At 63.8% G+C, this 14,051-nt stretch carries 9 protein-coding genes; 5 read left to right on the top strand and 4 right to left on the bottom strand.

Translation table 11 applies throughout. The annotated features are described in order from the left end of the window. Positions 1-61: 61 nt before the first annotated feature. Both QYL91_RS06505 and QYL91_RS06500 read right to left on the bottom strand, forming a co-directional pair. Positions 62-1,663 (bottom strand): binary toxin-like calcium binding domain-containing protein, encoded by a 1,602-nt coding sequence (locus QYL91_RS06505; protein WP_302082567.1) that lies wholly within the window; start codon positions 1,661-1,663, stop codon positions 62-64. A gap of 43 nt (positions 1,664-1,706) precedes the next feature. Then, positions 1,707-2,324: a DUF309 domain-containing protein gene (locus QYL91_RS06500; RefSeq protein ID WP_302082566.1), complete on the bottom strand. Its 618-nt coding sequence runs from the start codon at positions 2,322-2,324 to the stop codon at positions 1,707-1,709. Positions 2,325-2,447: 123 nt separating this feature from the next. Here QYL91_RS06500 and QYL91_RS06495 point away from each other — a divergent pair, with 123 nt between their 5' ends. Genes QYL91_RS06495 through QYL91_RS06480 form a run of 4 tightly spaced genes read left to right on the top strand, consistent with a single transcriptional unit; the run spans position 2,448 to position 8,900 of the window. Beyond that, complete coding sequence (locus QYL91_RS06495) at positions 2,448-5,216, top strand: transglutaminase TgpA family protein (protein ID WP_302082565.1); 2,769 nt, start codon at positions 2,448-2,450, stop codon at positions 5,214-5,216. Then, positions 5,216-5,857: a DUF7269 family protein gene (locus tag QYL91_RS06490; RefSeq protein WP_302082564.1), complete on the top strand. Its 642-nt coding sequence runs from the start codon at positions 5,216-5,218 to the stop codon at positions 5,855-5,857. The genes QYL91_RS06495 and QYL91_RS06490 overlap by 1 nt, the downstream gene beginning before the upstream one ends. After that, positions 5,854-7,281 (top strand): DUF58 domain-containing protein, encoded by a 1,428-nt coding sequence (locus QYL91_RS06485; protein WP_302082563.1) that lies wholly within the window; start codon positions 5,854-5,856, stop codon positions 7,279-7,281. Before QYL91_RS06490 ends, QYL91_RS06485 begins: the two co-directional genes overlap by 4 nt. After that, positions 7,278-8,900: a DUF7519 family protein gene (locus QYL91_RS06480; protein WP_302082562.1), complete on the top strand. Its 1,623-nt coding sequence runs from the start codon at positions 7,278-7,280 to the stop codon at positions 8,898-8,900. Before QYL91_RS06485 ends, QYL91_RS06480 begins: the two co-directional genes overlap by 4 nt. 736 nt (positions 8,901-9,636) lie before the next feature. Here the strand turns inward: QYL91_RS06480 and QYL91_RS06475 are convergent. After that, positions 9,637-12,096, bottom strand: a complete 2,460-nt coding sequence (locus QYL91_RS06475; protein ID WP_302082561.1) for a DUF7282 domain-containing protein — start codon at positions 12,094-12,096, stop codon at positions 9,637-9,639. A 259-nt stretch (positions 12,097-12,355) separates the two neighbouring features. On the opposite strand from QYL91_RS06475, the gene QYL91_RS06470 reads away from it, so the two are divergent. Continuing rightward, the gene (locus QYL91_RS06470) at positions 12,356-13,573 is read left to right on the top strand and encodes an IS701-like element ISHwa4 family transposase (RefSeq protein WP_302080167.1); all 1,218 of its coding nucleotides are present in this window, start codon (positions 12,356-12,358) and stop codon (positions 13,571-13,573) included. Here QYL91_RS06470 and QYL91_RS06465 read toward each other — a convergent pair. Next, positions 13,458-13,730 (bottom strand): surface glycoprotein, encoded by a 273-nt coding sequence (locus tag QYL91_RS06465; protein WP_302082560.1) that lies wholly within the window; start codon positions 13,728-13,730, stop codon positions 13,458-13,460. The genes QYL91_RS06470 and QYL91_RS06465 overlap by 116 nt on opposite strands. Positions 13,731-14,051 lie beyond the last annotated feature (321 nt).

Genomic DNA, 14,051 nt, shown 5'->3' with positions numbered 1-14,051 from the left:
AAAGAGAGTCTGCACCGGCGGCTTTGAACGCAGTTTGTCGACCTAGAGACACCGACGCAGGCTACTCGAACCCGTCCCGTTCGATTTCCTCCGCCAGCGGTCGCGGCAGGAACTCGTCTTCGCCTGTCGTGACCGTACTCTGGAGCCAGCCGTCAGCGCAGTAGTGTGCCGGGTCGTCGTCGCAGGCCTGTGGCGCGTCGAGTGGCCCCATCACGTTGTGAAGCAGTTCGTGGACGACCATGTTGCGCTGGAAACTGTCCCGGGCGGTCGTGTCGACAATCGTGTACTCGCCGGGCACCTCACCGTACCCGTCGTAGTCGACGCTCGACTCGAACGGCAGGAAGATGGTCTGGTGGTAGACCCCTGCCCGGTCGCCGAGCTGTGCGTCGTAGTACTCGCGTTTGATGTCGTAGAAGTTGTTGCCGTCGAAGGTCGGCGCCGCGTCGATGGAGCCACCCTCGCGGATGTGGAGGTCGATGCCCGACGAGCCGTCGGGGTTTTCGACGGGCATCGCTGCCCAGTTCTGCCGGACGTCCGCGCGGAAAGCATCGGATTTTGAGTCTGCGCCCTGTGCGTAGTCGAACTGCACGTAGAGGTCCATCGACAGCGGGTCTGCCTCGGGGAGTGCTACACCGCCGTCCGTCTGCCCCGCGACTTCCTCGCCGTCACTGAGACCGTCCCCGTCCGTATCGGAGTCGGTCGGGTCCGTCCCGTACTCGTTGACCTCCTCGCCGTCAGTGAGTCCGTCGCCGTCCGTGTCTGCCAGATTCGGGTCGGTCCCGTACTCCTCGCGCTCGGCGTCGTCGGGCAGGCCGTCGCCGTCGCGGTCGGTCGTGACGACCAGCGGGTCCGTCCCGAGTTCGTTGACCTCTTCGCCGTCACTGAGCCCGTCCCCGTCGGTATCCGAATCAACCGGGTCCGTCCCGTACTCGTCGAGTTCTGCCCCGTCGTCGAGGCCGTCCGCGTCCGTATCAGCAGCGGTCGGGTCCGTGCCGTACTCGTTGCGTTCCACACCGTCGCCCAGTCCATCACCGTCGGTGTCCACAGCGGTGGGGTCCGTCCCGGCGTCGGTCACTTCGGTACCGTCGTCGAGTCCGTCACCGTCCGTATCGGCCACAGTCGGGTCGGTCCCGTGCGTTTCGAGTTCCGCACCGTCGGCGAGACCGTCGCCGTCGGTGTCACGGGCGGCGGGGTCCGTGCCGTACTCCTCGACTTCCGCCCCATCCTCGAGTCCGTCACCGTCAGTGTCCACGGCGGTTGGGTCCGTCCCGTACTCGTCGATTTCTGCCCCGTCTTCGAGTCCGTCGCCATCGGTATCGGTATCGGTCGGGTCCGTCTCGTGGGACTCCAGTTCCTCCCGGTCACCCAGCCCATCGCCGTCGGTATCCACAGCGGTGGGCTCTGTGCCGTACTCGGTGATTTCTGCCCCGTCGGGGAGGCCATCACCGTCGGTATCGGCGACGGTCGGGTCGGTGTCGTACTCGTCGAGTTCCGCGTCGTCGTCCAGTCCGTCTCCGTCGGTGTCTGCGTCCAGTGGGTTCGTTCCCGAGAGCAGTTCGGTCGCGACCGGCCGGCTGTCCCCGTCCGCAGAGACGGTAAACGACGCCACGCCGAGGCCCGCGACGAGAAGGAGTGCGACGACGAGGGCCCGCCGAGTTACCATAGCGGTACGTCTCACCAGGACGCACCTAAACCCTGGGACCGGCTTAGTCGAACAGCCCCTCGACGTCGGACTCGCGGTGGCGACGCCGCTGGACGTGTTCGCCGAGTCGCTGCGTGATGATGCCGCGGCTGTCCGGTTCGCGCACGAAGTCAAAGACGAGCGTGACGAACGGACTCCCGGTCGTGCCGCTGTCGAGGTCCGCGCGGGCATACTCGACGGCTCGCGCCATGCGGTCCTCGTCGTATCCGTGTTCCGCGGCCAGGATAGTGGCCGCTACACCCGTCGACTCGAAATCGAGGTCGGCCGGGACGAGTGCGTTGCCGTGGTGTGTGAGTGCGGGCGGCCGACCGCGCTCGATGCACTCGGGGTCGCGGGCGAGCGTGGCGAGATAGGTTCGAGCAGCGTCGACGTCGACACCCCGGTACTCGGCGTCGAGGGCGGCGAGATACTCGCGACCGCTCTCTGCGAGGCCGGTCGCACCCGACCAGTTGCGGTTGCGCGCGTGAAACACCGCGGCAGTGAACTGGATGAGCCCGTGGAGGAATCGCTCGTCGTCGGTGCCCGACTCGAGGTCGAGCCAGTGGTCCTCCCAGGCGTCGTGGGCGGCGTGGTACCCCCCGGCGTTGTAGATAGCGATGCCGGCCCGGAGGTGCGTGTCCATACCACGTCGTTGTGGATGGGCACTCCTAACTCTGGCGCGGGTTTTGGTCGTCCAGCACACAGAATTTATCAGCCATGGCCGATTACGGGCGGACGACACGCGTCGCCCTGACGCAGCACACAAATGGCATCTGAGGATTCTGGTCGGACGCGAGCACAGACACGGGACAAAACGCGAGTTCTGCTTGTCGTCTGCTGTCTGCTCGCGGTCACGCTGGCCGGCGTGCTGGTCCCCACGCTGACCGGCGGTGTCGTCGACAGTCCCGCCGAATCGCTGGTGCCCGGTGACGCCATCCACTCCCAGGCCGCCGAGAATCTCGGGAATCCGGGCAGTTCCGGACTGGGCGATGTAGACCCGAGCACCCTCAACGGGTCGGGCGCCGGTGGATTCGGCGCTCTCAACCCCGGCCAGTCGACCGATATCGGCGGGTCGACCGGCGCGAGCGAGGCGCTGAGCTCCCAGTCGACGAGCACGCACTTTACCGTCCGCAGTTCCAGTCCGGCCTACTGGCGGACCGGCGCCTACGACCGCTACACCGGAACCGGATGGGAACAGACCGGCGACACCGAGTCACTGTCCGGCCGCATCGAGGGCGGCGGCATCAGAGGGGCACAGGTCGACTACGAGGTCGAACTGAATCGGAGCGCGACCGCGCTCCCGACCGTCTGGCGACCGGTGAGCGTCAGCGGCATCTCCGACCTCGAAATGACCGACCAGCGTGCGGTTCGGGCCGGCGGCCGGGTCGGTCCGGGCACCACCTTCACGGGACGGAGTTACAAACCTCCACAGAACCCCGACGTCCTCCGGACCAGCGGACAGTCGTATCCACCCGAAATCGAGTCGCGGTACACCGCACTTCCCGACGACACGCCGTCCCGTGTGGGACAGCTCACCGACGACATCACTGCCGACGCGGGTTCGTCCTACGAGACTGCCGTCACAATCGAGCAGTGGCTCGAGGCCAACAAGCAGTACTCGCTGGACGCCTCGACGACGAGCGACCACATGACCGACACGTTCCTGTTCGAGATGGACACCGGCTACTGTGAGTACTTCGCCACCGCGATGACGACGATGCTCCGGACCCAGGACATCCCCGCACGCTACACCGTGGGCTACTCGACAGGCGAACAGGTCGGCGAGAACACCTACGAGGTCCGCGGGATGAACGCCCACGCCTGGGTCGAAGTCTACTTCGAGGACGTCGGCTGGGTGAAGTTCGACCCGACGCCCGGCAGCGAACGCCTCCAGCAGGAACGGGAGTCGCTACAAGACCAAAACCCCGAGGCCGACTACTCGCCGACCGAGCAGGGAAGCCCCGGCGAGGAGTTCTCTCCCGACGCCGAGAACACCACCGAAGACAATCCCAGCGACGACTCAGACGACCAGAACCAAGAACAGACCGGCGAAACCGACAGCGGGTATCAGGTGTCGCTCAACCGGACGGCAGTCTCCGGTGCCCCGATAACGGTGACCGTCACGCAAAACGACAGGCCACAGTCGGGCGTGACGGTGCTTTTCAACGGCGAGTCGATCGGCCAGACCGACGCGAGCGGGACCGTCGTCGGAACGGTGCCGTACGCCGACGAACTCCAGATTACGGTCGACGACAGGTCCCGGTCGACGCTCACGGTACCCGACGGCCTCCCCGACGGGACCGACGACCGGCTGTACAGCGTTACCACCCCACGCGCGACGCTGTCTCCACAGGTCGCCGCGAATCTCACCGTGCCGGTCGATACAAACGCGACGATTTCGGTCAGCGGCGAGACGGTACCGGGTGCAACGGTCACGCTCACCGCGGCGGTCGGTGACGTTCCGCTCCGGGAGGGGAGGGTACTGGTCGATGGCACCGAGGTCGGAACGACCGACGCCAACGGCCGGGCCAAAATTACACTCCCCGAGCGGGCCGGCAACGTCACGATTGCAGTCGAGCGTGGCTCCGTCCGCGCCGAGACGGCCGTCACGCTCCCCGAACTCTCGGTGACAGTTCGGCCGACGACGGTGCTCGCGTTGCCCTACACCGACGCGGTGGTGAACGTCACCGCAGACGGCGAGCCGGTCGGCAACGCCCCCGTCCGCATCAACGGAAAGCAGGTCGCGACCACGGACATCAACGGCACCGCGACCGTCACGCTCCCACTGTCCGAGCAGGCGACCGTCAGCTCGACCGGTGCCGGGCTCACGAAGGACACGACGGTCGGTGGCCTGTTCGTGAACCTCGCGGTCACGGCCCTCGCTGGCGTTCTCGTGGTCGGTGGCGTACTCGTGTTCGCGTACCGCCGTGGGTACACCCCACTGGACATCCTTCGATTCCTGGTGGCACTCCCCGGCTTGCTCGTCCAGTACAGCCAGTGGCTCCTCGTGGCAGTCGCCACCCGCTGGGACGACGCCGTGGCCGCCCTCCTCGCGCGGCTCCGACGGACCGTTGGGCACATCCGGAACCTGCTCGACGGCCGGACGACCATCGAAGAACTCCGCGAGGCGTTGCGCGCCTGGTTCGAGACGAAACGCGAAACGGTCGTCGGGCGCGACGAGCCCCCAGCGACCGGCGCGACCGCAAGCGAGGAGCGCCGGACCATCCGACGTGCGTGGCGACAGTTCCTTGGCTATCTCAGCCTCCGCCGCGCGCGGACGAAGACGCCGGGCGAAATCGCTCGCCACGCCGTCGACCGCGACGGCCTGCCGACCCAGCCAGTCCGCGTGCTCCGTGACACCTTCCGCGAGGTCGAGTACGGCGCCCGGTCTGCCGAGGACCGACTGGACCGCGTCGAGACGGCTGTCACCGCTATCGAGGACGACGTCGTCAGCGAGGACCCAGGCTCCGACGGGGACAGTACCGACGAGGCAGACAGTACCGAGAAGACGAGCGACGACGGAGGGTCAGCCTGATGCGCCTGCGTCTGGCCGTCTTCGGCACGCTCGGTGCCGCAGCGACTGTCCTCGGCGCGGTGCTGGTTTTCGCGCCGGACCTGCTCCTTGACGTTCGGCCGGTCGGACAGACGATAGCGTCGCTGTCGACCGACCCGAAGACGATAATGACCGGCGCGGCGGCCGTGGTCGGTTTCTACGTCCTCGTGGCGGCACGGTCGCCGGGCGCCGGCCAGTCGCTGCCGCCCGTCTCGGAGGCAGACCAGCAGTACGACGCCGCGACGACCGACCCGCCGGAAGCGGTCACGGCCGACCGCCGCTCGATGACGGGCGCGGGTATAGACGCCGACATCGAGGCTGCAGTCGCCTCGGGCGGGACGCAACTCCGTGCGCTCCGGGACCTGCTCCGGGACCTGGCCGCCGACGCCTACGTCAGGGCCTACGCCGACAGTCCGCAGGCGCTGGATGTTGACCCGCAAGAACCAATCGAGGCGGGGACGTGGACCGACGACGGCGTCGCCGCGGCCTTTCTCGCCGGCGAGGGAGGACCGACGCCGTCGCTGCTCTCACGAATCCGGTTGTGGCTCGCCCCGGAACGGGAACGCGAGCGGCGAATCGAGGCGACGATGGCAGCAATCGAACGACTCCGGGAGGAACGATGACACACCGACGCATCAAACGCTGGGGGGTCGGCCTCGTGGCGACGCTCGCGCTGACCGGCTTTGGCCTCCTCTTTGCCAGCGAGCGACTCATCGTCGCCGCGGCGATTCCACTCGCGTACGTCCTCTATGGCACGCTCTCCCGGGTGCCCGACGGCGAATTTACCGTGACCAGAAGCTTCGAGACGCCCGACCCCACCCCCGGCGAGGAAGTGGCGGTGACACTCACCGTCGAGAACACCGGCGACTCGGTGCTGACCGACTGTCGTATCATCGACGGCGTCCCCGAGGAGCTGGCGGTCGTCGACGGCGCCCCCCGCGCCTGCGTCGCCATTCCGCCCGGCGAGGCGACCGAACTCACCTACACCGTCGTCACGAAGCGCGGCGAGTACGACTTCGGGGACCCGACGGTGCGCCTGCGCTCGCTTGCGGCCACCGAGCGCCAGACGGAGACGGTGGCCGTCGACGGCGACGAGACGCTCTCGTGTGCCAACGCCGTCCGGGACCCACCGGTTCAGGACGCAAGCCTGCGGCGTGCAGGGACGCTCCCGACCGATACCGGCGGGAGCGGATTGGAGTTTTACGCCACCAGACAGTACCAGTCGGGCGACCCGATGAACCGCGTCGACTGGCGCCACTACGCCAAGACCGGCGAGTTCGTCACCGTCCAGTACCGCCAGGAGCAGGCCATCCGCACGGTCCTCATCGTCGACGCACGGCCGGTCGGCCGCATCACGCCACAGCCCGGCTATCCGACCGGGGCGGAACTGTGTGCCTACGCGGGCGAACGGCTCTTCGATGCGCTCTCCGCTGCCGGCGTCGCCACCAGCGTCACCGCCGTCGGCATCGAGCAGGGGACACTCGACGGACTGGTCGGCCCCGACGGACTGCCGTGGGTCGACCCCGAATCCAGCGGACACCGCGACAGTCACGCCCGAACGCTCTTCAGCGGCCTCCAGACCATCGCCGAGAGCGACGCCGAGACCAGCACGCTCGCAGACCTTCTCGAACGTCGCCGAGCAAGCGACGGACTGGCGACGCCAGCGCGGGAGGACGCGGGGACAGTCGGCGAGGGTGGGGAGTCTGCGACGACCACAGTCGCGCCCGACGGAGGACTCGACGAGCAGACCCGGCATCTGCTGGCTCGGCTCCCGCCGAACGCACAGGTCGTTCTCTGTACCCCGCTGGTCGACGACTGGCCGGCCGACCTGGCTCGGTCGCTGGCCGTCCGTGGCTACCCGCTCGTGGTCGTCAGCCCGGACGTGACCGGCGCGGACACCGTCGGCCAGCGCATTGTCGAGACAACCCGGCAGTTCACACTCCAGACCATCGAGCGCACCGGCGCGACGACGGTTAGCTGGGACATCGACCAGCCGATCGACTACGCCCTGCGGCGCTCGCTGCCACACCTCCTCTCAGACCAATGACCACCGACGTCGACACCACGGCCGCCCGGACCGGCACGCCGACACGAACGAGTACCGCACTCGCGCTCGTCGCGGGACTTGCCGTCATCGGCTTGCTCCTCTGGCGAATCGACCTCGTGTTGGCGCCGGTGCTGGTCGGGAGCGTCGGTGCGGCGTGTCTGGCGGCGGGCCTGTGGCTCGTCGGGCGCGACCGCTGGGAACCCATCGCGCGCGGTCTGGCCGGCCTGCTCGCGCTGCCGGTCGCGCTCGGTATGCTCTTTGCCACGGTCGGGACGGGACTGTTGCTCGCCGCGACGTTTTTCCCGGTCGGCAGTCGGGCCGAACTGGCCGTGCTCTCGCTGCGACTCGTGACACAGGTCGGCGTCGTCGCCGGCTGTGTTTTCGCCGTCCTCGGTATCCTGCTTGGCCTCAGAAACATCGTCGACAAAGACACTGTCACGACCTACTTCTGGGTGAGCATCCAGACCGCGGCCGTCCCCGCAGTCGTCGGGACGGTCTTCGCTGCCGGCGCCGTCCTCACGGGACGAGAACTCGGACCCAGATTCGCCGGCGCGCGCCTCCTCGACGAACTTCTCAGGTGGATATTCGTTCCCGGCCGCCTGCAAACGCATCTGGCGACGCTCCTCCTGTTCGTGACCCTCGCTGCAGTGATGGTCCGTGCAGCAATCGGCGCGCTCCCGATTGCAGAGCTACTCGGCGACAGGGGCACCGGCGAGACGGACACGCTGGGACTCTCACAGCTCCGTTCAGTGCTCGGACTGGCGGGACTGCTCGCCGGCATCGCCGGCTTTCTGGCCGTGCTCCTGGAGTTGGCCTACCAGCCGAGCGACCTCCGGCGGTTGCTCGGGCTGGAGCTGTACGGAACGCTCGTCAACCTCTCGACGGCGCCAGGAATCCGGTCACTGCTGGTGTTGACGCTTGTCGCGTCGACTGGTGCCTGGCTTCTCGGCGTTGGCCTCCAGCGGATGGCGACGGGGTCCGCCCGCGCTGCCCTGCGTCGGGCCGGTCCGTTCGCGGCCGGCGGCCTCGTCACGGCCGGCTGCATCGTCTTCGGCCAGCCCATCACGAATACCTTCGTCAACGAAGTCGGCGGCCAGCTCCCGCCACCGTTCAACGAGGCGTTTTTCACCTACGCGTCGGCGATAATCGACTTCTTTGGCGCGTCGACGCTCGTCATCGTGGCCGCCACGCTCGTACTCGGCGTGACCGTCGGCCTCCTATTTGTCTTTCGCGTCGCCGTCTTCGCCGGCTATCTCTCCGACGAGACGGCCGGCTATTCGCTTGCGAGTGGCAGCCTGTTCGTCGCCGCCGCCTTCGCCGGGACGCTCGTCACCGAGGCGTGGGTGCTCTTTGCCGCTCTGGTGGGGGTCTTTTTCGTCTGGGATATGGGCCGCTACGGGACGACGCTGGGCAACGAAGTCGGCCGCCACGCAACCACACGGGACGCCGAACTGGTCCACGCCGGCGGGACACTCGCGGTCGGCCTGCTCGGCGTCGGCGCGGCCTACGGCATCCAGCGACTGCTCACGATTGATGCGGTCGGGCAGACGACGACCGCAGTCGTCGCGCTGGTGGGCGCGCTGGCCGGTATCGTCTTCCTCGTGATGGCGCTGCGGTGACCGGCCAGGGCAGTCGTGGCTGACACCGATAGGTGATGCTTGACGCGTGGCGGACGTCCGTCGCCAGTGGTCGAGGCAGCGGGTCGTGATTCTCTGAGGACAGCATCAGGCGTCTCATCGTTTGACCCCAGTCATGCAGCCTCGCGGTCGGTGAACGGAGAGCCAGTCGCGTCGGTGGTCGGACTCGTCTCACGGGCAGGGGAAATCGCGGGTAGTTCACGCGAGACAGTGATTCCCAGTTTCCCCGCGCGGACGGGGGCAGTAGCCAGGGTCGGAGGGAAGTCTGCGGCCGGCGTCGACAGCACCACATCTCAACGGCCGGATGGGCGGGCCTCGTGTCCGTGGCCATTCTCGATGCGGAGGGAAGTGTACGTTCCGAAGAAGCGACCCAACTCATCGCTGTCGAGTCGTCAGTTGTTCGACGCAATATGCGTTGGAGTGGCGTCGTGACTCACCAGTTCGAGAAGGGCGGCCAGAAGATGGGGCGCGCCCGGCGTCGCCCCGGGCTCAGTTCCCCTGCCATGGAAGAAACAGGGGGCGACGAGTTAGACTTCCGTCGGGCAGTGGAAACACCTTTCGCCTCGCTGCAGACAGCGCGCACGCGCGACCAGTGCATCGGCAGCGTCGCTGTATCGAACTGTTCCTGAGCAAGTGCTCGTGGTGACTCGTGGACACAGCAGGCGCTCGTGGCCGGTGAAAAATGAAGAAAGTAGGGACCGAACGGAAGTTCGGTTAGTTAGTTGTTCCGGCGGGCTGCCAGGAGCGCTGCTCCCAGCAGGGCAAGCACGGACACCATGATGCCGAAGCCAGGACCGGACTCACCGTCGGAGTCACCGTCGCCACCGTCGGAAGGCGTTGCAGTGCCCTCGTCAGGCGTTGCGGTGCCCTCGTCAGGCGTTGCGGTCTCGTCAGGCGTGGTCGGCGTCGTTGGCGTCGTCTCGCCGTCGTCGCCTTCGATGGTGTACTCGGCGTTGGCGGTCACCGCTTCACCGTCCGCGGTGTACGGAGCGTCAACGGAGCCACCATCGTAGTCGAATTCTTCGTTGTTGTTCGTGTCCAGGTGTGGCATCGCGACGAGCGTCGTGTCGGAGTCGAGCGGCTCGTCGAGCGTGATGCGCACGTTCTGGGTTGCCTGGTTCTCACCGATGTAGCTGCTCACGCCGATGACATCGCCGCTTGCGCTACCTTCGTGGATGGCAACGAAGCCGCCGTAGTTGAGTTCGACCGCGTCAACTGCGACAACTTCACCGCGACGTTCCTGGTCGCTGAATTCGAGGGTCAGGACTTCAGGTGAGCCGCGAATCTCACCCTCGACTCCAGTGTCTTCGTCCGACCCACCTTTCGTCAGGTCGGCAGTGAACGTCGAGCCGACGTTGTATTCGCTGAAGTCAGCCGTGACCGACCAGGTGCCGTCCTCAGCGACCTCGAAGGATTCGGGGTCGATGACGAACTGGCTGCTAGAGTCGGCGTCGGACTGAATCACGAGGTTGAGTTCCGTACCTGGGGCGTAGGTCGAGGTTCCGGTAATCTGCTGTCCGGCAGCCTGACCGACGCGAATCAGGTCGTTCTGCGTGTCGATGGTTGCGCTACCTTCGACAACATCAAAGGACGTCTCGGTGATTTCGTCCTCGAACTCGTCGTCAGCGTTCGGGGCAATCAGGCCGTAGTTGGCCGTGTTGTTGCCAATCGAGGTGAAGTTGAACACGGTGTCGTAGGTCGTGTCAGCCTCGATACCGTTTATGTTCGAGGTATCGTGGATGATGTAGTACGTGTCCGCGTCCGCGTTAGCGATGACGTTGACAGCACCAGCGGTGCTGCTGTCAATAGTGATGTCCGACGGCTGCACGTTGGAACCGGCACCAACCTGCTCGTCGTGTTTCAGGGTGACCGTCTCGTTGGCGGTCAGGTTGAACCATGCTTCAGAGGCACCGCCAGAGACGCGGGACTGGTTCTCGAAGGCACCTTCGAGACCTTCCGCGCTAATCTGGGCGACGAGCACGTCGCCATTTGCGATTTCTTCGGTCTGCGTCAGGGTACCAGCGTCGATGGCATCGTTGATGTCCGACAGCTCGGAGATCTCAGAGCTGGCACTCTGCGGTGCGGTCCAGAGCTGGAGCGACGAGGAGTCACGCTGCGTAAGCGTCATCGTACTCCGGTCGTCGGCCTGCGCAACGGTGCTCTGTCCAGCCTTGACGTTCATCGTGTACGTACCGGTTGCGATGACGTGCTGTGGGCCAGCACCAACCTGGGTGGAGACGTTCGTTCCAGTGACTTTGTCGTCGCCGACTGCGGTCCACTGGATGTCGTCTTGATTAACAGTGTTATCGTAGGGATCGTCCAGCTCAACTGGGTTGTTCGCCGACCGGTTGTCAGCGAGGAACGAGTTCCACTGCAGGGTAACTTCGCCGTCCTCGTTCTCGTCGTAGACCGTGACGTTCGTCTCGAACGCATTGGAGTCAGTGCCGAGCGTAAGAGTCGCGTAATCGGACTCGGTCAGACTGACCGTGATGTTAGCGACATCGCCGCGCTGTTCGGTTTCAACTTCTTCGAACGCAGCATCTGTTTCAGCAGCTTCGACAACCGTAACGGTGTCAGTCGTTGCAGAGACACCAGACGGGTTGTCCGTCGCAGTGATGTCGTAGTCACCAACGTCATCGTTATCATCAGATTTGGTCGTGGAGAAGGTGAACGTCGCTTCACCGTTCCCGCCCAGAGCCTTTGTCTTCTCAGAGGTGACACCAGAGGAGTCGGGACCGTCAAGTTCAACGGTCACATCCTGACCGCCACGGATGGCAGAGACATCGACGACGATGTCGTCACCTTCCGAGATCTCAGTCGACTCCACGGAAGCCTGCAGGTTCAGGTCGTTGACCTGGAAGTACTCGGTGCTACCGTCAAATTCAACACTGTAGTTACCTCCGACATCCAGGTTAGCGGTGTCGTAGGCTAGCAGGCGGCCATTGGTTGGTGCGCTACCATCAAGTTGGGTGCTGCCATCAACTTCTTCGATGACGATATTTCCATTGTTACTGTTGGTCTGCAAAGCGACAACTTCACCCTGGTAGGTGCGGCGGGTGTTCTCGCCAGTGCCTTCGGTGATGACGCGAGAGGTAACGTCAACCGTGACGTTACCTGAAGCACGGGTGTCATCAGCGCCACTCCCGCTCTCTTCGAGTTCAGGAAGGTTGACTTTCACTTCAGTTGTTGGATCAATGTCTTCGCCACCAATCGCGGCTTTGTCGATGGTAAGTCGAGATTCAGATCCTCCAGTGTTACCGGCACTGATACTATCGTACTTAGAATCGCCAACGTAGACGGTGATGTTTTTCGCATCAACACCGTCGTTGTTTCCGGCTACTTCGTCAACTTTGCGATCAAATGCAATTTCGATGTTGCCATTATACTCGGCTCTGCACGTTTAAGTAGGGGCGTGGTGTAGGCAGCATTGAAACCTGATGCTGCCGATTACGGATTTCCTCTCGTGCACCGACGTGCTGGATGAATTCGACTCGCTATCATATCATCAAACGACTCACGCCAAAACGTACGTGACAGGTCTTGCTGCGGGCCGCAGCAAGACTGTAACCGGAATTGCACGAGAGGTCCTTCCCGCCGGAAGTGACCGAGCACTCAACAAGTTCATCACTGAATACGATTGGGATGAGGATCAGCTCAATCACGAGCGGTTAGAGGAACTGCAAAAACACGGAGAGACACGCTGGTCACAAGACGGCTACATCGTTATTGACGATTCAGTTATCCAGCGAACCGGGAAGTCTCTTCCCGGTGCTGGAGAGTTCTACGATCACTCTGAGGGTGAGCCTGTTTGGGGACAGAACCTCGTCTACGCGTTCTATACCGATGAGAAAACGTCCTATCCACTTGCTTTTCGCCAGTACGAGAAGGCCGACGACGAGGACGAGGAAGACGAACAGGAGACAAAATACGACCTCGCACGAGAGATAATCACGGAATTAGAAGAAGAGGTAGGTGTGCCTGCGGACACCTACCTCTTCGATGCATGGTTTGCTCATGACTCCGGTCTGATCGAACACGTCGAATCACACGGCAAGGACTGGATTGGACCACTACGGGGCAACCGACAGGTTACCTACGCGAACAAAGAGAGACGCGTCGATGCGCTCGAAGAGTGCATCGACAAGGAAGAGCGAGAAGTTGACGGTGAAACGTACAAAATCTGGACTAAGACAGTCCCTATCTCGAAATTAGGTGAGGTTCGGCTGGTAATCACAGAGAAGGTTACCGATGAGGACGACGAGAATCCGGTCAAGTACCTCGCAACAAACAAGATTGACGCGCCTTCGGCACACATTATTCGGAGTTATTCGTACAGATGGCGAGTAGAGACATTCTTCGAGGACTCGAAAGAGGATCTTGGCTTAGGAGACTGCGAGGTTCGTGATTCTGACGGTGCCAGTCGTCACTGGCACCTTCAGATGCTGGCCTACAGCCTTCTTCGGCTTGGTCCGGAACCGAGCGCCTCGGAGCGACTTGTCTCGAAAGCCTCGTCGCTCCGATCACAACTCGAACACGGTCTCAAGGAGACGATCTACAACATGTTTTCGTGGGTGCGCGATCAACCAGACCGCGATCTCGATGGACTGATGGAAGACATCGACCACCTCTTTCTCCATTCTGAGGGCAGTTTATAAACGTGCAGAGTCGAGCATTATACTCAACAGCCGAGTCGACTGTTGGTTGATTGGCTGCGGCAACTGTCCCAGTAAGCGCGATGGAACCAACGAAGACGCTGGTTACCATAATCGCAGCCAGGAACAGGCCGCGGAGTTTCTCATTTTTGCTTGTCATAGTTTGCTATGTGTGTTATCTTGCGGAACGTCCTGCTTTCGACCACGCGACGAAACATCGTATTGCGACACGGCCATCGTGTGGAATACTCGACTCTGACGCTCCATGGGCAGGGGTGCGTTTGGAATGACCGGTCGGCGCTGGTATATGTTTTGTGGTTGTGGGTTCCGTGAGCGCCTCGGAGACCCCTACCGTAGGGGCATCTACCACCGATACCACTCTGGCCTTTATGTCAACGTGTCACGTGCGGCGAGAGTAATCACCGAAGAAATGACGACACTGCCACAGACACCAGAGTCGCGATAGCGGTTCTTTTCAGCC

Source organism: Salinibaculum rarum, from assembly GCF_030505615.1.
Classification (GTDB): domain Archaea; phylum Halobacteriota; class Halobacteria; order Halobacteriales; family Haloarculaceae; genus Salinibaculum; species Salinibaculum rarum.
This window is presented reverse-complemented; position numbering and strand designations above follow the sequence as displayed.

Coding starts and splice junctions, on each gene's coding strand:
- QYL91_RS06505 (WP_302082567.1), bottom strand. CDS start 1,663: ATGGTAACTCGGCGGGCCCTCGTCGTCGCACTCCTTCTCGTCGCGGGC.
- QYL91_RS06500 (WP_302082566.1), bottom strand. CDS start 2,324: ATGGACACGCACCTCCGGGCCGGCATCGCTATCTACAACGCCGGGGGG.
- QYL91_RS06495 (WP_302082565.1), top strand. CDS start 2,448: ATGGCATCTGAGGATTCTGGTCGGACGCGAGCACAGACACGGGACAAA.
- QYL91_RS06490 (WP_302082564.1), top strand. CDS start 5,216: ATGCGCCTGCGTCTGGCCGTCTTCGGCACGCTCGGTGCCGCAGCGACT.
- QYL91_RS06485 (WP_302082563.1), top strand. CDS start 5,854: ATGACACACCGACGCATCAAACGCTGGGGGGTCGGCCTCGTGGCGACG.
- QYL91_RS06480 (WP_302082562.1), top strand. CDS start 7,278: ATGACCACCGACGTCGACACCACGGCCGCCCGGACCGGCACGCCGACA.
- QYL91_RS06470 (WP_302080167.1), top strand. CDS start 12,356: ATGCTGCCGATTACGGATTTCCTCTCGTGCACCGACGTGCTGGATGAA.
- QYL91_RS06465 (WP_302082560.1), bottom strand. CDS start 13,730: ATGACAAGCAAAAATGAGAAACTCCGCGGCCTGTTCCTGGCTGCGATT.